Raw genomic sequence first — 21,744 nt, 5'->3', positions numbered from 1 at the left:
GTCCCGGCCTATTGTCGCCGCTCTTTTCGGCAGGAACCAGCATGGCATCGGACATCAAGCGCATCGCAGCAATCATCGCGGCCGAGATCGGCTCGCGGCCGGAGCAGGCGGCAGCCGCAATCGGGCTGCTGGACGAGGGCGCAACGGTGCCTTTCGTGGCGCGCTACCGCAAGGAGGTCACCGGCGGCCTCGACGACACGCAGTTGCGCGACCTTTCCGAGCGGCTTGCCTATCTGCGCGAGCTCGATGCGCGCCGCGACACCATCCTCGGTTCGATCCGTGAGCAGGGCAAGCTGACCGAGGACCTCGAGGCAAAAATCGCGGCGGCGACCACCAAGGCCGAGCTCGAAGACATCTACCTGCCATACAAGCCGAAGCGCCGCACCAAGGCCGAGATCGCCAGGGAACGTGGACTGGGGCCGCTGGCCGAGGCCATCCTCGCCGACCGTTCGGCGGTGCCTGCCGAACTCGCGCTAGCCTATCTCACAGAGGAGGTTCCCGACGCCAAGGCGGCGCTCGAAGGCGCGCGCGACATCCTGTCCGAACAGTTCGCCGAGAATGCCGAGCTGGTCGGCAGGCTGCGCGCCTATATGAAGGAGCGCGCCTTCCTGCGCGCCAGGGTCGTCGACGGCAAGCAGGAGGCGGGCGCGAAATTCTCCGACTATTTCGATCATGTCGAGCGCTGGGCGAACGTGCCCAGCCATCGCGCCTTGGCCATGCTGCGTGGCCGCAACGAAGAGGTGCTGTCGCTCGACATCGAAGTCGATGCCGACGATCAATCGCAGGTGAGACCGGTCGAGCGGATGATCGCCAACGCCTATGCGATTGGTAGCACCCTGCCGGGCGACCGCTGGCTGATGGAAGTGGCCGGCTGGACCTGGCGGATAAAACTATCACTCCATCTGACGCTTGATTTGATGCGCGACCTGCGCGAGCGGGCCGAGGACGAGGCCATCCATGTCTTTGCCCGCAACCTCAAGGACCTGCTGCTAGCCGCGCCCGCAGGCTCGCGGCCCACGATGGGTCTCGATCCCGGCATCCGTACCGGCGTCAAGGTGGCGGTGGTCGACCGTACCGGCAAGCTGGTGGCGACGACCACCGTCTATCCGTTTCCGCCAAAGAACGATGTGCGCGGCACGCAGGCGGAACTTGCCAGGCTCATTCGCTTCCACAAGGTGGAGCTGATCTCGATCGGCAACGGCACCGGCAGCCGCGAGACCGAAAAGCTGGTGGCCAACATGCTCGCCAGCCTGCCGTCCGACGGCGGGCCGAAGCCGATCAAGGTGATCGTCAGCGAAGCCGGCGCGTCGGTCTATTCAGCCTCGGCGACGGCGGCCGCCGAGTTTCCCGACCTCGACGTGTCGCTGCGCGGCGCTGTGTCGATCGCGAGACGCCTGCAGGACCCGCTCGCCGAGCTGGTCAAGATCGAGCCGAAGTCGATCGGCGTCGGCCAGTATCAGCACGATGTCGACCAGTACCGGCTCGGCCGCTCGCTGGAGGCGGTGGTGGAGGATGCGGTCAATGCCGTCGGCGTCGACCTCAACACGGCATCGGCGCCGCTCTTGGCGCGCGTCTCGGGACTGGGGCCATCGCTTGCCGAAGCGATCGTCGCGCATCGCGACGTCGGCGGTCCGTTCGCTACGCGCCGCGATCTGCTGAACGTGGCGCGGCTTGGACCGCGCGCGTTCGAGCAGTGCGCAGGCTTCCTGCGCATCCCGGACGGCTCCGAGCCGCTCGACGCTTCATCCGTGCATCCGGAAGCCTATGGCGTGGCAAAGAAGATCGTCGCCGCCTGCGGCCGCGACGTGCGCGCGCTGATGGGCGACAGTGCCGCGCTCAAGGCACTTGACCCTCGTGTCTTCGTCGACGAGCGCTTCGGCCTGCCGACGGTACGTGACATCATCGCGGAACTGGAAAAGCCCGGACGCGACCCGCGGCCGGGCTTCAAGACGGCGACCTTTGCCGAAGGCGTCAACGACATCAAGGACCTGAAGCCCGGCATGCTGCTCGAAGGCACGGTCACCAATGTCGCCGCCTTCGGCGCCTTCGTGGACATCGGCGTGCACCAGGACGGGCTGGTGCATGTCTCGCAGCTGGCCGACCGCTTCATCAAGGACGCGCATGAGGTGGTAAAGGCCGGCGATGTCGTGAAAGTTCGAGTGGTCGATGTCGACATCAAGCGCAATCGCATCGGCCTCTCGATGCGCAAGGATGGCGGCCAGGGTGGGGCGCCTCGGGTCGGCCAGCGCGACAGCGGCGGCGGCAAGCCCGTACCGCGCTCGCCGGCGCCGCAGCGCCAGCCTGAAAAGCCGTCACAGGGTGCGTTCGGCGCGGCGCTCGCCGAGGCGATGAAGCGGAAATAGCTACCACGCCAGAACAGCCGGCTCCTTCTCAACCTGGCCCCGCAGCCAGTCGCGAAAGCTGGCAACCGGCGGATGGCCGCGCTTGGCGTGCGGCACGACGAGATAATAGGCACTGCGGCTCTGCATCGGCTTGCCCGGCGCCGGCGCCAACTGGTCACGCTGCAATTCTCCGGCGATCAGGATCTGCGGCAGCAGCGCCACGCCGAGCCCTGCCATGCAGGCCTGCGCGACCGTACCGAACTGCTCGAACTGCATGCCGGGGCCGGTCGGCGCGTCGAGCTCCTGATGCTCGAACCATTCGCTCCAGGCGTCGGGACGCGTTGCCATGTGCAGCAACGGCAGGCGGCCGATATCGGCCGGCGTCGCGACCTTCCGCTGCGCCAGGAATTCGGGCGCGGCGACCGGCATCACGGTCTCGCGCATCAAAAGCGTGCAATCAGCGTCCGGCCAATCAGGCATGCCGTGGTGGATTGCGGCGTCGAGCCGCTCGCGCGCGAAGTCGAAGCGGCCAATGCGCGTGGCGAAATTGATCGTGATGTCCGGATGACGGGCGACGAAATCCGGAATGAGCGGCATCAGCCAGCGCGTGCCGAAGGTCGGCAGGATGGCAAGGTTGAGAACACCGCTATGCCGATTGCTCATCAATCCAAGCGCCGCATCGCGCAACTGCGCGAGTGCTGAGCGCACCGCGCCGGCGTAGATTTCGCCCGCCGTGGACAGCCTGACATTGCGGCTGTCGCGTTCGAAAAGCCGGCGCCCGAACTGCTCTTCCAGCAGATTGATCTGCCGGCTGACGGCACCTTGCGTGAGATCGAGCTCGCGGGCCGCGGCGGTGAAGGAGCCGAGACGCGCCACCGCCTCGAAGGCGGCAAGCGCGCTGATGCTTGGCAAGAGGCGGCGCTGGACGTTCATGACCTATTACTATCGCTCATTGATGCTTGATGCAATTTCGTTTGATTTTTTCCAGATGGAGGCGGATAAGCCGGGCCATCCAAGATTTTACCGGGAGACCCACCTCATGGCCGCCGAGAAGAACACCTTCGTCTGGAACGATCCCTTCCTGATCGAGGACCAGCTTTCCGAAGACGAGCGGATGGTGCGCGACGGCGCAGCGGCGTTCGCCGCCGACAAGCTGGCGCCCCGCATCGAGGAAGCCTATGCCGATGAGAAAACCGATCCCTCGATCTTCCGCGAGATGGGCGAGGCGGGCCTGCTCGGCATCACCATTCCAGAGGAATATGGCGGGCTCGGCGCCAACTACGTCACCTACGGGCTGGTGGCGCGCGAAGTCGAACGCATCGATTCCGGCTACCGCTCGATGATGAGCGTGCAGTCGTCGCTGGTCATGTATCCGATCCATGCCTACGGCTCGGAAGAGCAGCGCAAGAAGTACCTGCCGAAGCTCGCCTCCGGCGAATGGATCGGCTGCTTCGGCCTCACCGAGCCGGATGCCGGCTCCGATCCGGGCGGCATGAAGACACGGGCCGAGAAGACGGCGAACGGCTACAGGCTTTCCGGCTCCAAGATGTGGATTTCCAACGCGCCGATCGCCGACGTCTTCGTCGTCTGGGCAAAGTCGGCCGCGCATGACAACCAGATCCGCGGCTTCGTGCTGGAAAAGGGCCTGAAGGGGCTGTCGGCGCCGAAGATCGGCGGCAAGCTTTCGCTGCGAGCCTCAATCACCGGCGAGGTAGTGATGGAAGGCGTCGAGGTCGGCGAGGAGGCGCTGCTGCCCAATGTCTCGGGCCTGAAGGGACCCTTCGGCTGTCTCAATCGCGCGCGCTACGGCATCTCGTGGGGCGCCATGGGCGCGGCCGAGGATTGCTGGCACCGCGCGCGGCAGTACGGCCTCGACCGCAAGCAGTTCGGCAAGCCGCTCGCCGGCACACAGCTCTTCCAGAAGAAGCTCGCCGACATGCAGACCGAGATCGCGCTCGGCCTGCAGGGTTCGCTGCGCGTCGGCCGGCTGATGGACGAAGGCAAGATGGCGCCGGAGATGATTTCGATCGTCAAGCGCAACAATTGCGGCAAGGCGCTCGACATCGCCCGCCAGGCTCGCGACATGCATGGTGGCAACGGCATCCAGATCGGCTATCACGTGATGCGCCATGCCCAGAACCTGGAGACGGTCAACACCTATGAGGGCACGCATGACGTGCATGCGCTGATACTGGGTAGGGCGCAGACGGGGCTTCAGGCGTTTTTCTAAGCCGGCAACGCTGATTAAATTAGGTGCAGCGCAACATCTCTGCTTGGAGAATGCCCAGCACTTATGTCAGGGTTCGGCGATTGAAACGCCGTTCCCCGGGGCACCATGGCAATTCTGGCAGCCGTCCACCACCTGACCCATTACAAATACGACCGGCCGGTCGTTCTCGGCCCTCAGGTGATCAGGCTGCAGCCGGCGCCGCATTCGCGCACCAAGGTGCTCAGCCATTCGCTGAAGGTCGAGCCGAAGAACCATTTCGTCAACCTGCAGCAGGACCCGTACGGCAACTTCCTCGCCCGCTTCGTCTTCCCGGAGCCGGTGACGGAACTGAAGATCCAAGTCGATCTCGTCGTAGATATGACGGTCTATAATCCGTTCGATTTCTTCGTCGAGGAATCGGCCGAGAATTTCCCGTTCGAGTACCCGGAAGAGATCAGCCAAGACCTCGCCATATACCGCACGCCCGAGCCGGCCGGCCCGTTGCTGTCGGCCTTCCTGAAAACCATCGACCGCAGTCCGACAAACACGGTCAATTTCCTGGTCGGCCTCAACGCGCGGCTGCAGCGCGAGATCGCCTATATCGTGCGCATGGAGACCGGCGTCTATTCGCCGGAGGAGACGCTGGCCGCAGGCAAAGGCTCGTGCCGGGATTCAAGCTGGCTGCTGGTGCAGATCCTGCGCAACCTCGGCATCGCGGTGCGTTTTGTCTCCGGTTACCTGATCCAGTTGAAGCCGGACCTCGTCTCGTTGGACGGACCGCCTGGAACCTCGGTCGATTTCACCGACCTGCACGCCTGGTGCGAAGTCTATATTCCGGGCGCCGGCTGGATCGGTTTCGACCCGACTTCCGGTTTGCTCACCGGCGAAAGCCATGTGCCTCTGGCGGCGACGCCGCACTTCCGCAATGCCGCGCCGATCTCCGGCATGGCGAGCTTCGCCAATGTCGATTTCGGCTTCGACATGCGCGTCCAGCGCATCGCCGAGCATCCGCGCATCACCAAGCCGTTCTCGGATGAAAGCTGGGAGGCGCTCGACGCCTTGGGCAACAAGGTCGACGCGGTTTTGGGCGAGCAGGATGTGCGGCTCACCATGGGCGGCGAGCCGACCTTCGTGTCGATCGACGATTTCGAGGCTGCCGAATGGAACACGGCGGCCGTCGGGCCGACCAAGCGCGACAAGGCGGATCAGCTGATCCGGCGCCTGCGCGAGCGCTTCGCGCCGGGCGGTTTCCTCCACTACGGTCAAGGCAAGTGGTATCCGGGCGAGAGCCTGCCGCGCTGGACCTTCTCGCTCTTTTGGCGCACCGATGGCGAGCCGGTCTGGCGCGACCCGTCGCTGATCGCGCGCGAAACGAGCACCGTCTCTGTCGGGCTTGAGCAGGCCGCAAGCTTGCTCACGGCGATCGCCGCCGAGCTCGGCATCGACAAGGCGATGGTCGGCGAGGCCTATGAGGATCCGGCCGATTGGCTGCTCAAGGAGAGCAAGCTGCCGGACAATGTCGACCCGTCCAACTCGAAGCTGGAGGATCCGGAAGAGCGCAACCGCATGGCACGTGTGTTCGAGCGCGGCCTGACCAAGCCGTCAGGCTATGTGCTGCCGGTGCAGCGCTGGAACAGCCAGGCCGCCGGGCAGCGCTGGCGTTCGGAAAAGTGGAAGACGCGGCGCGGCCGGCTGTTCCTGGTGCCGGGCGATTCCCCGGTCGGTTATCGGCTGCCGCTCGGCGCGCTGCCTTACGTGCCGCCGGCGCAATACCCCTATATCGTGCCGGTCGATCCGTCGCTGCCGCGCGCTACGCTGCCGGCGCGCGACGCTCTCTTGCCGGAACCTGCCCCAGCAGAACTTGAGGGCCCCGAGGAAATGGCGCGCCGCCAGCTGGCAGCGTCCTTCACCGCGACAACGGGCCAGCAGGAGCGCGTCGAGCAGGAGATCACCGAGATCGGCGGTGCGGTGCGCACGGCGCTCACCGTCGAGCCTCGTGACGGGCGGCTCTGCGTGTTCATGCCGCCGGTCGAGGCGCTTGAGGACTATCTTGAGCTGGTGGCGGCGGCCGAGAACGCGGCCAAGGCGATCGGCCTGCCGGTGCATATCGAGGGTTATGGGCCGCCGCACGACCCGCGCCTCAACGTCATCCGCGTGGCGCCCGATCCCGGCGTCATCGAGGTAAACATCCACCCGGCCGCCGACTGGCGGGAATGCGTCGCGACGACCACGGCGATCTATGAGGAAGCCAGGCAGTCGCGGCTCGGCACCGACAAGTTCATGATCGACGGCCGTCACACCGGCACGGGCGGCGGCAATCATGTCGTTGTCGGCGGTGCGACGCCCAACGATAGTCCGTTCCTGCGCCGGCCGGACCTGTTGAAGAGCTTGGTGCTGCAATGGCAGCGGCACCCATCGCTCTCCTATCTGTTTTCCGGCCTGTTCATCGGCCCCACCAGCCAGGCGCCGCGCATCGACGAGGCACGGCATGATTCCCTCTATGAACTCGAGATCGCGCTGGCCCAGGTGCCGCATCCCGACAAGGGCGAGGCGCCGTTGCCGTGGCTGGTCGACCGGCTGTTCCGCAATCTCTTGACCGACGTGACCGGCAACACGCACCGTTCGGAAATCTGCATCGACAAATTGTTCTCGCCGGACGGTCCGACGGGACGGCTCGGTTTGGTCGAGTTCCGCGGCTTCGAAATGCCACCCAATGCCCGGATGTCGCTCGCCCAGCAATTGCTGGTCCGGGCTATCATCGCGCGGGCTTGGAAGAAGCCGCTGGACGGCCGCTTCGCGCGCTGGGGCACGTCGCTGCATGACCGTTTCATGCTGCCGCATTATGTCTGGGCGGATTTCCTCGACGTGCTGGAAGATCTGAAGCTCAACGGCTTCGACTTCCGCCCGGAATGGTTCGCAGCCCAACTCGAATTTCGCTTCCCGTTCTGCGGCGAGGTGCAGCATGGCGGCGTCAAGCTGGAGCTCAGGCAGGCGCTGGAGCCCTGGCATGTGATGGGCGAGCAAGGCGCGATCGGCGGCACGGTCCGCTTCGTCGATTCGTCCATCGAGCGGCTGCAGGTGAGGACGCAAGGCCTCAATCCGGAGCGTCACGCGGTCGTCTGCAACGGCCGCATCGTACCGATGAAGGCGACCGACAGCAGAGAGGTCGCGGTGGCAGGCGTGCGCTTCAAGGCCTGGCAGCCGGCCTCCGGCCTGCATCCGGCCCTTCCGGTCAACACGCCGTTGGTGTTCGACATCTACGACCGCTGGTCGGGCCGCTCGTTGGGAGGCTGCGTCTATCATGTCGCGCATCCGGGCGGCCGCAACTACGAGACCTTCCCGGTCAACGGCAACGAGGCGGAGGCGCGGCGGCTGGCCCGCTTCGAGCCGCGCGGCCATACGCCGGGTGCCTATGTGCTGCGTGAAGAACAAGGTTCTGAAGAGTTTCCCATGACCCTTGACCTCAGGCGACCGGCGAGATTCTGATCGAGCATGGCCAAGGGGAATCAGAAACGGGCGGGCGGCAGGCCGCGGGCGCAGAGCCTGTTGGAGCATTACCGGCCGATCGAAGGCGTCGTCGACGAGATGGTCGACGCGTCGGGCAATCCGCGCCCGGCCTGGCGGTCCTTCATCGGAGCGCTGGACGATCTGGGGGCTGAGGCGCTCGGACAGCGCTTTGCCCGCGCCGACCAATATCTGCGCGATGCCGGCGTCTACTACCGCGTCTACGACAAAGCCGGCGCCAACGAGCGCGAATGGCCGCTGGCGCATGTCCCGCTGCTGATCGACGAGAAGGAATGGGCCGAGATCAGCGCCGGCCTCGTCCAGCGCGCCGACCTGTTCGAGGCGATGCTGGCCGACATTTACGGGCCGAACCGGCTGATCGAGAAGGGAATCCTGCCGGCGGGGCTGATTGCGGCGAGCCCGGAATATCTGCGCCCGGTGGTCGGCGTCCGTCCGGCCAGCGGCCATTTCCTGCACATGGTCGCCTTCGAGCTCGGCCGCGGCCCCGTCGGCCGCTGGTGGGTTCTGGGCGACCGCACGCAAGCGCCGTCGGGCGCCGGCTTTGCGCTGGAGAACCGCGTTGCCACCACCCGCGCCTTGTCTGACATCCATGGCGAGCTGCATGTGCATCGCCTGGCCGGCTTCTTCCGCCGCTTCCGTGATGCGCTGAACGGCATGGCGAAGGATTCCGGCGGCCGCGTCGCCATCCTGACGCCCGGACCGCTCAACGAGACCTATTACGAGCACGCCTATATCGCGCGTTATCTCGGCATTATGCTGCTCGAAGGCGAGGACCTGACGGTGTCCGGCGGCCGGCTGATGGTGCGCACGGTTTCGGGCCTGATGCCGATCGGCGTTTTGTGGCGGCGGCTCGATGCCGCTTTCGCCGATCCGCTGGAGCTCAAACCGGACTCGCAGATCGGCACGCCGGGGCTGGTCGAGGCGATCCGGCGCGGCACCGTCTCGGCCGTCAACGGGCTCGGTTCCGGCTTGGCGGAAACGCGGGCGCTGCTTTCTTTCCTGCCGCGGATCGCGCGGGAATTGCATGGCGAGGAACTCAAGCTGCCGAACATTGCGACCTGGTGGTGCGGACAGCAGGCCGAACGCGACCATGTGCTGGCCAATATCGACCGCATGGTGGTCGGCCCGGCGCTGTCGACACGGCTTGCCTTCGAGGACGATGGCGCGACCAGGCTCGGTTCGGCGCTTTCGGCCGGCGAGCGGGCGGAGCTTATCGCGCGGATCGAAGCCGACGGGGTTGGCTTCGTCGGCCAGGAGGCGGTCACGCTCTCGACTACGCCGGTCTTTGCCGGCGGCCGCTTGGAGCCGCGGCCCGCCAGCCTGCGCGTCTACCTGGCGCGAACACAGGAAGGCTGGACGGTGATGCCCGGCGGCTTTGCGCGCGTCGGCTTCTCGCTCGACCCGACCGCGATGGCCATGCAGCGCGGCGGTCAGGCGGCGGATGTCTGGGTGGTCAGCGACAGGCCTGTCGAGCGGGAGACGTTGCTGCCGCAGGAGACCGACGGCTTCACCCGCACCATGCCCGGCAGCCTGCCGAGCCGCGCCGCGGAAAACCTGACCTGGCTTGGCCGCTATATCGAGCGCTCGGAAGACACGGTGCGGGTGCTGCGCGCTTATCACGTCAGGCTGGCGGAGACATCCGATCCCGAGATGCCGCTGCTCGCCGACATCAGAGACTATCTCGAACCGTTCGGCATCGAGGTCGAAACCGCGATCCCGCTTGGATTGATCGGCACATTGGACAGCGCCGTCTACAGCGCCGGCCAGATCCGCGACCGCTTCTCGCCGGATGGCTGGCTGGCGCTGAAGGATCTGTCGAAGACCATCCACAAATTCGCGGAGACGGTCGCTCCGGGCGACGACGCGACGCGGGCGATGACCGTGATGCTGCGAAAGCTTGCGGGCTTCTCGGGGCTGCTGCACGAGAACATGTACCGCTTCACCGGTTGGCGCTTCCTGGAGATCGGCCGCCGACTGGAACGTGGCATCCAGATCGCGCGCACGCTAGCCAGGCTGACAAAGGCAGACGCGCCCGACGGCGCACTCGACATGATGCTGGAGATCGGCGACAGCGTCATGACCCACCGCCGGCAATATCCGGTTCAGTCAGGCCGGCGCACGGTTATAGACCTCTTGGCGCTCGATCCGCTCAACCCGCGCTCGATCCTGTTCCAGCTCGAGCGGCTCAAGGCCGAGATCGGCATGCTGCCTTCCGTCGGGGGCGAGGGACATATGTCGCCCGCGGCGAAAGAAATCCTGCAGCTCAACACGGCGCTCGCCGTGATGGAGCCTCAGGACATGACCGCGAAGGTGCTGGACGATCTCGCCATTCAGATCGGCGATCTCTACAACAGTCTCGCCAGGGCCTATTTCGGATAAATGCTCTACGACATCAGGCTCCATCTTCATTACGGCTATGCGGCCGCAGCCGGCGGCGGCAGGCACCAGGTGCGCGTGCTGCCACAGACGATCGCCGGCGTGCAGCGGGTTATCGCCGCCTCGCTGTCGTTCCAGCCGAATCCGGCCGAGCGCGCGGATTTTTCCGATTTCTTCGGCAACAACGTCACTGCGATCGCCGTTCGCGACGCGCATGAGGAGCTCCACGTCAGGATGAGCGCCCGTGTGTCGGTATCGCGGCCGGAAGCCGGCCTCGACGTCTCGCCCGACATTCACGGCTTGAGGGCGGAACTCGACGCGGTGCGTTCGCTGTCCGCCGAGGCGCCGCATCACTTCCTCGCCGCCAGCGACCACGCCAGCATCGATCCGGTAATCACGGACTATGCGCGGGAAAGCCTCGCCGGTTCGGCGATCGCCACGGCGGTCGATCTCTGCAATCGGATCCACCGCGATTTCACCTATGACGGCAAGGCAACTACCGTGCAGACGCGCGCCAGCGATGCCTTTGCGCTTCAGCGTGGAGTTTGCCAGGATTTCTCGCACATCATGATCGCCGGGCTGCGCGGGCTTGGCATCCCCGCCGGCTATGTCAGCGGCTTCCTGCGCACGATCCCTCCCAAGGGCAAGCCGAGGCTCGAAGGCGCCGACGCCATGCATGCCTGGGTCAAGGCCTGGTGCGGGCGCGATGCCGGCTGGCAGGAATTCGATCCGACCAACGGCATGCGGGCGAGCAACGACCATATCACGGTGGGATACGGCCGCGACTATTCCGACGTGGCGCCGATTGTCGGCGTCCTGAAAACCACCGGCGAGCAGATCGGCGAGCAGGCGGTCGATGTCATCCCGGTCGCTGCCTGAAGGCGCACGATCGGTGATGCGGCTGCTTCTCAAATCGCGATCCCGCCGCTATCTTGCCGCCGGACCGTGGACCGGCCTGCCGGGCACTTGCGCGGAGTTCAATTGTTGACATCGGTCAGCATCATCATTCCAGCACACAATGCGTCGGCAACCGTTGCAGACACGTTGGCAACCTTGCGCTCGGAAGCCGAGGTCATCGGCGAAGTGATACTGGTCGACGATTCCTCGACGGACAACACGGCGGCCGTGGCCGCGGACGCAGCCTCGCGGCTGGCGCTGCCGTTCCGGGTCATCCGGTCCAATTGTCGGGACGCGGGCGGCTCCCGCAATCTTGCGCTGGCCGAGGCGCGCTTCCCCTGGATTTATATGATCGACGCCGACGATTTGCATATCGAGGGCGGGTTGCGGACGCTGCTGTCCAAGACCAGGACCAAGCCAGGCGCCGACATGGTGGTCGGCGCCTACCGCCGGCGGACCGATGGCCGGGACCGACAGTTCAAAACGCCGGCCGGCTACATGACTGCCGGGCTCGCCAATGCCTCCGCTTATGTGGAAGGCAGGATACGGTCGATTGCCGTCGGCAGCGCGCTGGTGTCGCGGCATACGGTCGGGGACACGCGCTTCCCGACCGGGCTCGCCTACGACGAGGACACGTTGTTCTGGGCGCGGGTTATGCGCAAGGCATCGCTCGCGGTCGTGAGGCAACCAATCATGATCTACTTCGTATCGTCGGACCGCTCGGATGACCGCTTCGCGATAAAGCCTGCGCGTCGCTTCCTCGAATGGCGCCTGGCGCTGCGCGAACTCGCCGACTGCGGCATTGCGAAATCGTCGTTGAAAGCGAGGGAAGGGCTTGTGGCGCTCAAGATCGCCCGCGTTCACTACGCCCGCGGCGATCTCGAAACGGCGGCAAAATTCCTGGCGGTTGCCGAAGCGGCGCCCAAGGTTTCCACCGACATCTGGCGCTGCATGCGCTACCGGCTCAAAATCGCAGCGCGGCGCCGGTTCCCGGCTCATCGCGCCCAGCTGCAAAGTGCCTGATGGCCGACGGGCCGGAACTTGCAGTCGTGGTGATAGGTTTTCGGGCTCCGACCGATCTGGTCGCGGCGGTCAGGTCGGTGCTCGGCCAGAACATCCCGCTCGAGGTGGTGGTCGTGAATTCCGGCGGCGGGAATGCCCAGGCGCTTCTGGCCAATGCCGGACTCGACGTGCCAGTCATCGAGTGCGAAGAAAGGCTCTTTGCCGGGGCCGCGAGAAATCGCGGCATAGCGGCGACGAAAGCTCCTTTCATCGCCTTTCTCGCGGATGATTGCCTGGCATGCCCGCGATGGGCAGAGGTCCGGCTGCGCCATCACCGGGAAGGCGTCGCGGCCGTGGCAAGCGCCATCGCCAACAGTCATCCGCGCAATCTGGTCGCGTGCGCGGCCCATCTCGTTACCTATATGCGGCGCCTGCCAGGTCTTCCCGCTCATAAGGCACTTCGCTACGGCGTTTCTTTCGACCGAAAATTGTTCGATCGGTATGGCCTGTTCGACGAACAAATGGCGACGGGAGAAGACACGGAATTCCTGGAAAGGCTGCCGAAGGCGGTCGTGCCGCTATGGGAGCCGGCGGTGCTTACCGTCCATCGCAACGAGACAGGGCTGATCCGAGTGATTGTCGACCAGTATCTGCGCGGATACCGATATGGGACCTACCTCAAATCCGTTGGACACCGAAAGCCATTGCGGATTTTCAAAGGGGTGTTTCGGGACCGGCGCAATGTCGGCAAGTTCGCAAAAGAAGGCCTGGCCGAAGAGGATAGACGTTTCGCGATGTTATCGCTGCCGATCGTATGGGCGGCATTGTTCGCAAAATCGCTGGGGGCAGCCGTCGGCGTAACGCATGGCGATAGGACAGGCACGCGGCCATGATCACCATGGAGATGAAGCAGCCGCGCCGGCGGCGCGGTCGATGGCTTTGGTCGCGGCAAAGGATCGTCGCCATTTTCAGCTATCGCTACGATGCGCATCTGGTGCCAGACCTCCTCGCCAATCTCGACGCAATCGTCGATGGCTGGATCGCCTATGACGATCGCTCGGCGGATGCGGTCTTCAGCAATGAACCGCAGAGGCGGCGCGCGCTTATTGCCGCGGCCTATGAGGCGGGTGCCGATTGGCTTCTGGCAATCGATCCGGACGAAAGGCTGGAAGATGCCGTGGCAAGCCGGATAGGCCAACTGACCAGCGGGTCCAGGCGCAATGCCTGGGGATTTCGCCTAAGGGAGATGTATACGCTGGCAAGCTATCGCATCGACGGCGTCTGGGGCCAAAAGATGCAGCACAGGCTTTTCCCCGCCTATCACCCGGATCTGAGCCGGTCGCAAGGGCTGCATGAGGCCTGGTTCCCCGAAGATCTGCGCTTCAAGCTTCGGGACAGCGGCCTTAACCTTTATCATTTGAAGATGATCGAGCCGAAACGGCGCGTGGCACGTCGCGACCTCTACAATCATCTCGATCCGGAGCAACGTTTGCAGCAGATCGGCTACGACTATCTGACGGACGAGTCGGGAGCGGTTCTGGAAGCGATACCGGCCGGGCGAGACTACTTTCCCACCCATGTCGACGACGGCAGGCTTTGGATGGCTGAGGTGTCCGCCGACCGGCGGAGCTGAAGGACGCCCTCTGGGGACGGCGGAACCAGCCGCTGTCGCGCGGCTTATCTACGGACCAGTTCCGTGGAGTTACCATGCTGCAACGAGCACAATCGTCCTTCGGCCGCCTGGCGGGTGGTCTGGAAATACAAGGGAACGGCGCGCAGAGTTCCGCCGAGCGCGCCGCGCTCAGCTATGTCAGCGATGCCGATCCGGGCATCCGGCGCCTGAGAAAAGGCAAGGGATTTTCCTATGTCGGCCCGAACGGGAGTGCGGTCACCGCGGCCACCCTTGACCGTATCAAGGCGATCGTCATTCCGCCCGCGTGGACGGATGTATGGATCTCGCCCGACCCGAACGGCCATATCCAGGCGACCGGCCGGGATCAGCGCGGACGCAAGCAGTACCGCTATCATCCGCAGTGGACCGAGGAACGGGACGGCGTCAAATACTCCAGCCTCGTTGCTTTCGCGCAAAGCCTGCCCTCCTTGAGGCGCCAGGTCGATGCCGACCTGCGCCGTCATGGACTTCCGCTGGAGCGCGTTGTCGCCTCTGTCGTCTGGCTGCTCGACAACACCATGATCCGTGTCGGCAATGCCGCCTATGCCCGCGACAACAAGAGTTTCGGCCTGACCACGCTGCGCGACCGCCATGTCGAAATCACCGGTTCCAGCCTGCGCTTCTCCTTCACGGGCAAGTCCGGCAAGGAATGGAAGCTGAAGCTCGTCGACCAACGCATCGCCAAAATCGTGCGCGGCGCGCAGGACCTGCCTGGCCAGAAGCTGTTTCAGTATCTTGATGACGAGGGAACACGCCGGCCGCTGCGGTCGGAGGACGTCAATCGCTATATTCGCGAGGCATCTGGCCCGGAGTTCAGCTCCAAGCATTTTCGCACCTGGGGCGGCACCATCCATGCGGCATCCCTGTTCGCGCAGGCGGAGTTGCCCGAGAGCATGACCCAGAAAAACCGCGTGATGAACAGTATCGTCGACAAGGTCGCCGAACGACTCGGCAATACGCGAGCCGTCTGCCGCCGGTGCTATATCCATCCGCTCGTCTTCGAGGCGTGGGCCGAAGGGAAGCTGCTCGGCGAAATGGCCGAAGCCAACAAACGAAAGCGCCTTATACCGGGCCTCGACGAGGAGGAGACGCTGGTGCTGAGATGGCTGCAGGCGCGCGAAGCCTGACCACCAGGAGGATAGCGTAAACCCTCGATAGCTCTACAACTTTTTTGTCGACCTTGTGTCGGGAAGGGTCCTACTGTTGCGTCCTTTGATACGGAAAGGACGCACCATGCTCTATGCCATTCTCTGCTACGCCTCCGAAGACGTGGTCTGCTCCTGGAGCAAGGAACAGGACGAGGAGGTCATGGCAAAGCTCCTCAACGTACAGGACAAATACGCCAGGGCAGGCCGGCTGGGGCCGGTGGCGCGCCTGCTGCCGACCACAGCCGCGACGACGCTTCGGAAGGTCAAGGGCGAATCGGTGGTGCTCGACGGCCCGTTCGCCGAGACCAAGGAGCAGTTCCTCGGCTTCTACACGCTCGAATGCAATCACCTGGACGAAGCCGTCGAGTTCGCTCGCGAACTCTCCGAGGTCAATGCGAGCGGTGGTTCCTACGAGATCAGGCCGATCTCGGTCTTCAATCCGACAAAGGTTCCCGCATGACCGAGCTTGCCTGGATCAGCAACGCGATCAGCACCGCCCGTCCGCAGGCGATGGGCGCGCTGCTGCGCTATTTCCGCGACCTCGACGCCGCGGAAGAAGCTTTCCAGGATGCATGCCTGAGGGCGCTGAAGAACTGGCCGAAAAACGGGCCGCCGCGCGATCCGGCGGCCTGGCTGATCTTCGTCGGCCGCAACAGCGGCATCGACGCGGTGCGCAAGCGCGCCAAGCAGGCGCCGATGCCGGAAGAGGACCAGATCTCCGATCTCGAGGATGCCGAAGGCGATATGGCCGAGCGGCTGGACGGCGCGCATTATCGCGACGATATCCTGCGGCTCCTGTTCATCTGCTGCCATCCGGACCTGCCGGCGACGCAGCAGATCGCGGTCGCGCTGCGCATCGTCTCCGGCCTGACCGTCAAGCAGATCGCGCGCGCCTTTCTCGTCGGCGAGAGCGCCATGGAGCAGCGCATCACCCGGGCCAAGGCGCGCATCGCCGATGCCGGCGTGCCGTTCGAGACGCCAGGCGCGGTCGAGCGTTCCGAGCGCTTGGCGGCGGTCGCGGCCATGATCTATCTGATCTTCAACGAGGGCTATTCGACCAATGGCGGCGAGGCGCCGGCCCGCGCGCCGCTTTGCGAGGAGGCGATCCGGCTCGCCCGGCTGCTGCTCAGGCTGTTTCAGCAGGAACCGGAGATCATGGGGCTGACGGCGCTGCTGCTTCTCCAGCATGCACGCGCGCCGGCGCGCTTCGACGCGCATGGCGAGATCGTGCTGCTCGAGGATCAGGACCGGTCGCTCTGGAGCCGCAAGATGATCGACGAGGGCCTGGCGCTGGTCGACAAGGCGCTGCGTCATCGCAAGCCTGGCCCATACCAGGTGCAAGCGGCGATCGCGGCATTGCATGCGCGGGCGGCAACACCCGAGGATACGGACTGGACCGAGATCGACCTGCTCTACGGCTTGCTCGAGCAGATGCAGCCGTCGCCGGTAGTGACGCTGAACCGCGCGGTTGCGGTGAGCAAGGTGCGCGGCCCCGAAGCGGCGCTGGCGATGATCGAGCCGCTAGAGGATCGGCTGGCAGGCTATTTCCACTTCTTCGGCCTGAAGGGCGGCCTGCTGATGCAGCTCGGCCGTGGCGAGGAGGCGCGCGTGGCCTTCGACCGCGCGATCGCTTTAGCCAACACCGCCGCCGAAGCCGCTCATATCCGCATGCATATCGACCGGCTGATCAAGGAAAGCACCGAGAAGTCGCAGGCCAAGAAGGCGCGCTGATCCCATTTTCACTGCTGGCCCAATTTTGCGCGCCGGGGGTTGGACCATCCCGGGGTGGCGGTTTTTCCCTGAAACGAGTAATGCCACGCCATGAAAGCGCCGTCGTGCCTCAGGGCGGCGACAAGACGTGGCGCAAGACTTCGACGCTCGCCATATCCAAGGCGAGATCTGAAAAGGAACAAACATGACGATTGCGAAGGAAACGGCCTCACTTCTGGAGAAACTTGGCGTCGCCAAGGATACGCTTTCCGGCGGCGACCTCATCGTGCGCAGCCCGGTGACGGGCGAGCAGATCGCGGCACTGAAGTCGATCTCGGCGGTCGATGCCGGCAAGGCTATCGATGCCGCGCACAAGGCCTTCCAGGCCTGGCGGCTGGTGCCGGGGCCGAAGCGGGGCGAACTGGTGCGCCTGCTCGGCGAGGAGTTGCGTGCTCACAAGGCGGAGCTCGGCCGGCTGGTGTCGATCGAGGTCGGCAAGATCCCGTCCGAGGGTCTTGGCGAAGTACAGGAGATGATCGACATCTGCGATTTCGCGGTCGGTCTTTCCCGCCAGCTCTACGGCCTGACCATCGCCACCGAGCGCCCTGGACACCGCATGATGGAAACCTGGCATCCGCTCGGCGTCGTCGGCGTGATCTCGGCCTTCAACTTCCCCGTCGCGGTGTGGTCGTGGAACGCGGCACTTGCACTCGTGTGCGGTGACGCGGTGGTGTGGAAGCCGTCGGAAAAGACGCCGCTGACGGCGCTTGCCTGCGGGGCGATCTTCGAGCGCGCCGCCAGGCGTTTCGGCGCCGATGCGCCGGAAGGACTACTCCAGGTGCTGATCGGCGACCGCGCCGTCGGCGAGGTGCTGGTCGACCATCCGAAGGTGCCGCTGGTCTCGGCCACGGGCTCGACCCGCATGGGCCGCGAGGTCGGTCCGCGGCTGGCCAAGCGTTTTGCACGCGCGGTGCTCGAGCTCGGCGGCAACAATGCCGGCATCGTATGCCCGAGCGCCGATCTCGACATGGCGCTGCGCGCCATTGCGTTCGGCGCCATGGGCACCGCCGGCCAGCGCTGCACGACGCTCAGGCGGTTGTTCGTGCACGAGAGTGTCTATGACGCGCTGCTGCCGCGCCTGAAGAAGGCCTATCAGAGCGTTTCGGTCGGCAATCCGCTGGAGACCTCGGCGCTGGTCGGTCCGCTGATCGACAAGGCCGCCTTCGACAATATGCAGAAGGCGTTGAACGAAGCGGAAGCGCATGGCGGCAAGGTGACCGGGGGCAAGCGGTTCGAGAACGGCCATCCCGAGGCCTACTATGTGCATCCGGCGCTCGTCGAAATGCCGAAGCAGGTTTCGCCGGTGACGGAAGAGACCTTCGCGCCGATCCTCTATGTGATGAAGTATGCCGATTTCGACGAGGCGCTCGACCTGCACAATGCGGTCGGCGCAGGCCTGTCATCCTCGATCTTTACCCGTGACCTGCAGGAATCGGAGCGCTTTCTCGGCGTCGACGGTTCGGACTGCGGCATCGCCAATGTCAATATCGGCACGTCGGGCGCCGAGATCGGCGGCGCATTCGGTGGCGAGAAGGAAACCGGCGGCGGCCGGGAGAGCGGCTCGGACGCCTGGAAGGCCTATATGCGGCGCGCCACCAACACGGTGAACTTCTCCAAGGCCCTGCCCTTGGCGCAAGGCGTGTCGTTCGACATCGACTGAGGACATAGAGCGGTTCACCGTTCCACGGAAACGGCAAGCCTCCCTATCTCTTTGATTTGACAATTCCGGACGGAAGACCGTTTCACACTTTCCTGGAATTGCTCTGAGCGCCGCGTCATGGTCGAAGCGGCTCAACGGCGCGTCTCTTTGCGCGCCGTCACGGCAAGCTCGGAGCAGGCGCCGCGGCGCTCAGCCTTCGCTCGCGCCGGAAAAACTCGCCTCGAAGGCTGCGTCGACGATGGCGAGCTTGGCTGCCTGGACGGCCATGTATTCGTCGAAGAACTGCCGCGACACCCACATGACGGAATGTCCGCGCTGGCCGACCCAGCCGATGCTGCCGAGCGCCTCGGCGTCGCGGAGCTTGCGCGCCAGATGCGTGCGCGACAGCTTCAGCCAATGCGCAAATTCGCTGATCGAGATGACGCCGGTCGGAATCTTCTCGAGGCTGGCGTCCTCCGGATCGATACCCGACATCAGCCAGTCCATGACGATGCCGCCGTTGTTGAGCCAGATGAACAACGAGAAGGTTTGCTGGGGTTCCCGCACCGGAATGGATGCGAGCAATCCGTCGCAGATCAATGGCTGCAGCTTGGCCAGCATATCGGGGTGTCCGAGGAAAGTCGTCAGCCGGGCTCCGCCATCGATGCGGTCGAGCGTTCGCAAATGGGCATGGATCCAGCCGGTAAAGGTCTCGATGGTGGCCGCGGTCACCCGCAACGGATGAGCCCGGCCATCGCCACGCGACGAAATATATTCGGCGACGTTGTAACGGAGCATTTCCTTGACGAACGCTTCGGCGGTGTTGCGGCTGGCGACTGAATTGCGGCGCACGACCTCGATGAAACGCGCTACGGTCATTTCGGTGCGACGGTCATCGGGGTCGCGCCTGAAATGCAGCGCAAGTCCGACATGGCCGAGCAGCCAGCGCTGCTGAGTGGCAAAAACGGCGGCAAGGCGCGGGCTGGTTTCGTAGATATGGATGAGCGCGCGCGACTGCTCCTTGACACCGCGCAGAGCTGCCGGATGACTGGCGATTTCTTCGGCGCTCAGGGGCATTTCCTCGGGCACTCCATTCAATTCGAAGCAACGACCAAAGAAGATTCCCCGCCTTCCACGGTCGTGTCCAGTTACCCATTGGAACAACAGCTGATGTTTCGACGCGTTCTTGCTAACCCTTTGCATCGATTCGAAAAACCCGGATAATAATTCGCTCGACGGTCTAGCGTTCAATGGGCGGCCTCTTCGCCGAATCGGCGAAGGAGCATCGACGCTTGGGCTTCGTGAGTGGACAGGTCGGCAACGTCCAAAACCGGTCTTTGCAACCTGCTGGCGGCGACCTATCCTGGAGGCTTGAAATCCGTTGCCTCTAAGCCGCCGCCGAGTGAAGCCATGCCGAGAACGATCCGGACGCTGACCGCCAGCGAGGTCGAAACGCTCGTCGAGTGGGCGGCGAGGGAGGGATGGAATCCGGGCATCGACGATGCCGCCGCGCTCAGGGCTGCCGATCCTGAAGGGTTCATCGGCGCCTTCGTCACCGGCGAGATGGTGGCCGGCATCTCGGCCGTCGCCTATGGCGCGGAGTTCGGTTTCATCGGCCTCTATATCTGCCGGCCCGATCGGCGCGGTGAAGGCCATGGCAAGGCGGTCTGGGATGCCGGCATGGCTCGGCTCGGCGACCGCATTGTCGGCCTCGACGGCGTAGCCGAGCAGCGCGCCAACTACCAACACAAAGGCTTCGTGCCGGCTTATGAGACCGTCCGCTTCACTGGTCGTCCGGCCCGACTGACCGGGGGTCGGGAAATCCGGTCCGTTGCCGCCGCCGAGACAGCCGAGATCCTGGCCTATGACCGCCAGTGCTTCCCGGCGCCTCGGGAGGCCTTCCTGCGGGCATGGCTGCGGCCGCCCCGGATCGCGATGATGTCCACTGGCTCGACCGGCCTTGCCGGCTACGGCGTGGCGCGCCGATGCCGCGAAGGTTTCAAGATCGGTCCGCTGTTCGCGGACGACATGGAGACAGCCCTGGCTTTGATGGCGGAACTGACGGAAAGGACGGCAGGCGAGGCGCTGCATATCGACGTGCCGGCCACCCAGATCGGCTTCACCGCCGTGCTTCAGGCTGTCGGCATGGTCCCCGGATTCACGACGACCCGCATGTATCGGGGCGGCAAACCAGGCAATGTGCCGTCGAAGGTTTTCGGCATCACGACGCTGGAGCTGGGGTGATCGCGAAGCGAATGGCTTCGGTGCTGTGATCATTGTTTGTCCGGCGTGGCGCATGCGAGATGTCTCTCCGACGTGGTTCGGATGCCGGACTGTGTCTCGCCGCAACGCTCATCGCACAGCGGAGGTTATCGAATGGCTGCAAGAACCGTCCTGATCGCGGGCGGCGCCGGGGGAATGGGTCTTGCGACGGGACTGCGCCTTGCGGCTGACGGTGAGCGGATCGTGCTCGCCGACCTTCCCGGCGCGAAACTCGACGAGGCCGTGTCAAGGATTGCCGCGACCGGTACGAACGCGATCGGTCTGCCGCTCGATATCCGTTCCGTCGCCGCCTGCCGGGAGGTTGTGGACAAGGCCCGCGAGTGGGGAGGCGGCCTGGACATTCTCGTCAACGCCGCCGGCGTCTGGCTCGAGGGAGCGGCAAGCGAGGTCCGCGAAGAGCAATGGGACCTGGTGCTGGATGTCAATCTCAAAGGCGCCTTCTTCCTGATCTCGGCCGCCATTCCGCACCTGTCGGCGGCGCAGGGCGTTATCATCAATATCGCCTCCGACGCGGGCATCGTCGGCAACAGCGGCGCGGCGGTCTATTGCGCCTCCAAAGGCGGGCTGGTGATGCTGACCAAGGCTCTCGCCCTGGAGCTTGCGCGGCACGGCATCAGGGTCAACGCCGTCTGTCCTGGCGACACGGCGACGCCGATGATCGAGTATCAGGCAAGGACCTATGGCGGAGATGACCCGGACGGCTACAAGCGCCGGCTCCTTGGGCACTACCCGCAAGGGGAAAGAGCACGGTTCATCGGCGTGGAAGAGATCGCCTCCTTCATCCATTATCTTTGCCAGCCCGGCGCGGCGCCGATCACCGGGGCCGCGCTTTCGATCGATTTCGGCATCAGCGCCGGATACTGACTCGCGGCATTGGCGTC

16 protein-coding genes are annotated in these 21,744 nt (G+C 64.8%); 14 read left to right on the top strand and 2 right to left on the bottom strand.

The genetic code is table 11. From position 1 onward, the window contains the following. Nucleotides 1-41: 41 nt before the first annotated feature. Nucleotides 42-2,363 carry a Tex family protein gene (locus P9230_RS07555; protein ID WP_278118155.1) on the top strand — a complete coding sequence of 774 codons (2,322 nt, stop codon included), beginning with the start codon at nt 42-44 and terminating at the stop codon, nt 2,361-2,363. On the opposite strand, the gene P9230_RS07550 is transcribed toward P9230_RS07555, so the two are convergent. Continuing rightward, nucleotides 2,364-3,275: a LysR family transcriptional regulator gene (locus tag P9230_RS07550; RefSeq protein WP_278118153.1), complete on the bottom strand. Its 912-nt coding sequence runs from the start codon at nt 3,273-3,275 to the stop codon at nt 2,364-2,366. Between the two features lie 106 nt (nt 3,276-3,381). Between P9230_RS07550 and P9230_RS07545 the strand changes: the two genes are divergently transcribed. From P9230_RS07545 to P9230_RS07495, 11 genes are all read left to right on the top strand, one after another. Continuing rightward, complete coding sequence (locus tag P9230_RS07545; protein ID WP_278118151.1) at nt 3,382-4,572, top strand: acyl-CoA dehydrogenase; 1,191 nt, start codon at nt 3,382-3,384, stop codon at nt 4,570-4,572. 105 nt (nt 4,573-4,677) lie between these two features. Further along, complete coding sequence (locus tag P9230_RS07540) at nt 4,678-8,037, top strand: transglutaminase family protein (protein WP_278118149.1); 3,360 nt, start codon at nt 4,678-4,680, stop codon at nt 8,035-8,037. A 6-nt stretch (nt 8,038-8,043) separates the two neighbouring features. After that, nucleotides 8,044-10,455 carry a circularly permuted type 2 ATP-grasp protein gene (locus P9230_RS07535; protein WP_278118147.1) on the top strand — a complete coding sequence of 804 codons (2,412 nt, stop codon included), beginning with the start codon at nt 8,044-8,046 and terminating at the stop codon, nt 10,453-10,455. Then, the gene (locus tag P9230_RS07530; RefSeq protein ID WP_278118145.1) at nt 10,456-11,331 is read left to right on the top strand and encodes a transglutaminase family protein; all 876 of its coding nucleotides are present in this window, start codon (nt 10,456-10,458) and stop codon (nt 11,329-11,331) included. Nucleotides 11,332-11,436: 105 nt separating this feature from the next. Continuing rightward, entirely contained in the window at nt 11,437-12,372 is a 936-nt protein-coding gene (locus P9230_RS07525) for a glycosyltransferase family 2 protein (RefSeq protein ID WP_278053787.1), read from the top strand. Then, nucleotides 12,372-13,244, top strand: coding sequence for a glycosyltransferase family 2 protein (locus P9230_RS07520; protein ID WP_278118143.1), 873 nt, complete (start codon nt 12,372-12,374; stop codon nt 13,242-13,244). The genes P9230_RS07525 and P9230_RS07520 overlap by 1 nt, the downstream gene beginning before the upstream one ends. Next, nucleotides 13,241-13,984, top strand: a complete 744-nt coding sequence (locus tag P9230_RS07515; RefSeq protein WP_278118142.1) for a hypothetical protein — start codon at nt 13,241-13,243, stop codon at nt 13,982-13,984. The genes P9230_RS07520 and P9230_RS07515 overlap by 4 nt, the downstream gene beginning before the upstream one ends. A 74-nt stretch (nt 13,985-14,058) precedes the next feature. After that, nucleotides 14,059-15,150: a DNA topoisomerase IB gene (locus P9230_RS07510; RefSeq protein WP_067326145.1), complete on the top strand. Its 1,092-nt coding sequence runs from the start codon at nt 14,059-14,061 to the stop codon at nt 15,148-15,150. Between the two features lie 106 nt (nt 15,151-15,256). Continuing rightward, nucleotides 15,257-15,631: a YciI family protein gene (locus P9230_RS07505; protein ID WP_278118141.1), complete on the top strand. Its 375-nt coding sequence runs from the start codon at nt 15,257-15,259 to the stop codon at nt 15,629-15,631. Beyond that, nucleotides 15,628-16,902 (top strand): RNA polymerase sigma factor, encoded by a 1,275-nt coding sequence (locus tag P9230_RS07500; RefSeq protein ID WP_095800418.1) that lies wholly within the window; start codon nt 15,628-15,630, stop codon nt 16,900-16,902. Before P9230_RS07505 ends, P9230_RS07500 begins: the two co-directional genes overlap by 4 nt. 184 nt (nt 16,903-17,086) lie before the next feature. Then, entirely contained in the window at nt 17,087-18,601 is a 1,515-nt protein-coding gene (locus P9230_RS07495) for an aldehyde dehydrogenase family protein (RefSeq protein WP_127239529.1), read from the top strand. Between the two features lie 189 nt (nt 18,602-18,790). Here P9230_RS07495 and P9230_RS07490 read toward each other — a convergent pair whose 3' ends face one another. Then, nucleotides 18,791-19,657 carry a hypothetical protein gene (locus P9230_RS07490; protein ID WP_095800417.1) on the bottom strand — a complete coding sequence of 289 codons (867 nt, stop codon included), beginning with the start codon at nt 19,655-19,657 and terminating at the stop codon, nt 18,791-18,793. A gap of 333 nt (nt 19,658-19,990) precedes the next feature. On the opposite strand from P9230_RS07490, the gene P9230_RS07485 reads away from it, so the two are divergent. Both P9230_RS07485 and P9230_RS07480 read left to right on the top strand, forming a co-directional pair. After that, nucleotides 19,991-20,824 carry a GNAT family N-acetyltransferase gene (locus tag P9230_RS07485; RefSeq protein ID WP_278118138.1) on the top strand — a complete coding sequence of 278 codons (834 nt, stop codon included), beginning with the start codon at nt 19,991-19,993 and terminating at the stop codon, nt 20,822-20,824. Nucleotides 20,825-20,956: 132 nt separating this feature from the next. Then, on the top strand, nt 20,957-21,727 hold the full coding sequence (locus P9230_RS07480; protein WP_278118136.1) for an SDR family oxidoreductase: 771 nt from the start codon (nt 20,957-20,959) through the stop codon (nt 21,725-21,727). Nucleotides 21,728-21,744 lie beyond the last annotated feature (17 nt).

Source organism: Mesorhizobium sp. WSM4887, from assembly GCF_029625865.1.
Taxonomy (GTDB): domain Bacteria; phylum Pseudomonadota; class Alphaproteobacteria; order Rhizobiales; family Rhizobiaceae; genus Mesorhizobium.
This window is presented reverse-complemented; position numbering and strand designations above follow the sequence as displayed.

Excerpts from the sequence above, each read along its gene's own strand:
- P9230_RS07555 (WP_278118155.1), top strand. The coding sequence starts at position 42 with ATGGCATCGGACATCAAGCGCATCGCAGCAATCATCGCGGCCGAGATC.
- P9230_RS07550 (WP_278118153.1), bottom strand. The coding sequence starts at position 3,275 with ATGAACGTCCAGCGCCGCCTCTTGCCAAGCATCAGCGCGCTTGCCGCC.
- P9230_RS07545 (WP_278118151.1), top strand. The coding sequence starts at position 3,382 with ATGGCCGCCGAGAAGAACACCTTCGTCTGGAACGATCCCTTCCTGATC.
- P9230_RS07540 (WP_278118149.1), top strand. The coding sequence starts at position 4,678 with ATGGCAATTCTGGCAGCCGTCCACCACCTGACCCATTACAAATACGAC.
- P9230_RS07535 (WP_278118147.1), top strand. The coding sequence starts at position 8,044 with ATGGCCAAGGGGAATCAGAAACGGGCGGGCGGCAGGCCGCGGGCGCAG.
- P9230_RS07530 (WP_278118145.1), top strand. The coding sequence starts at position 10,456 with ATGCTCTACGACATCAGGCTCCATCTTCATTACGGCTATGCGGCCGCA.
- P9230_RS07520 (WP_278118143.1), top strand. The coding sequence starts at position 12,372 with ATGGCCGACGGGCCGGAACTTGCAGTCGTGGTGATAGGTTTTCGGGCT.
- P9230_RS07515 (WP_278118142.1), top strand. The coding sequence starts at position 13,241 with ATGATCACCATGGAGATGAAGCAGCCGCGCCGGCGGCGCGGTCGATGG.
- P9230_RS07510 (WP_067326145.1), top strand. The coding sequence starts at position 14,059 with ATGCTGCAACGAGCACAATCGTCCTTCGGCCGCCTGGCGGGTGGTCTG.
- P9230_RS07505 (WP_278118141.1), top strand. The coding sequence starts at position 15,257 with ATGCTCTATGCCATTCTCTGCTACGCCTCCGAAGACGTGGTCTGCTCC.
- P9230_RS07500 (WP_095800418.1), top strand. The coding sequence starts at position 15,628 with ATGACCGAGCTTGCCTGGATCAGCAACGCGATCAGCACCGCCCGTCCG.
- P9230_RS07495 (WP_127239529.1), top strand. The coding sequence starts at position 17,087 with ATGACGATTGCGAAGGAAACGGCCTCACTTCTGGAGAAACTTGGCGTC.
- P9230_RS07490 (WP_095800417.1), bottom strand. The coding sequence starts at position 19,657 with ATGCCCCTGAGCGCCGAAGAAATCGCCAGTCATCCGGCAGCTCTGCGC.
- P9230_RS07485 (WP_278118138.1), top strand. The coding sequence starts at position 19,991 with ATGCCGAGAACGATCCGGACGCTGACCGCCAGCGAGGTCGAAACGCTC.
- P9230_RS07480 (WP_278118136.1), top strand. The coding sequence starts at position 20,957 with ATGGCTGCAAGAACCGTCCTGATCGCGGGCGGCGCCGGGGGAATGGGT.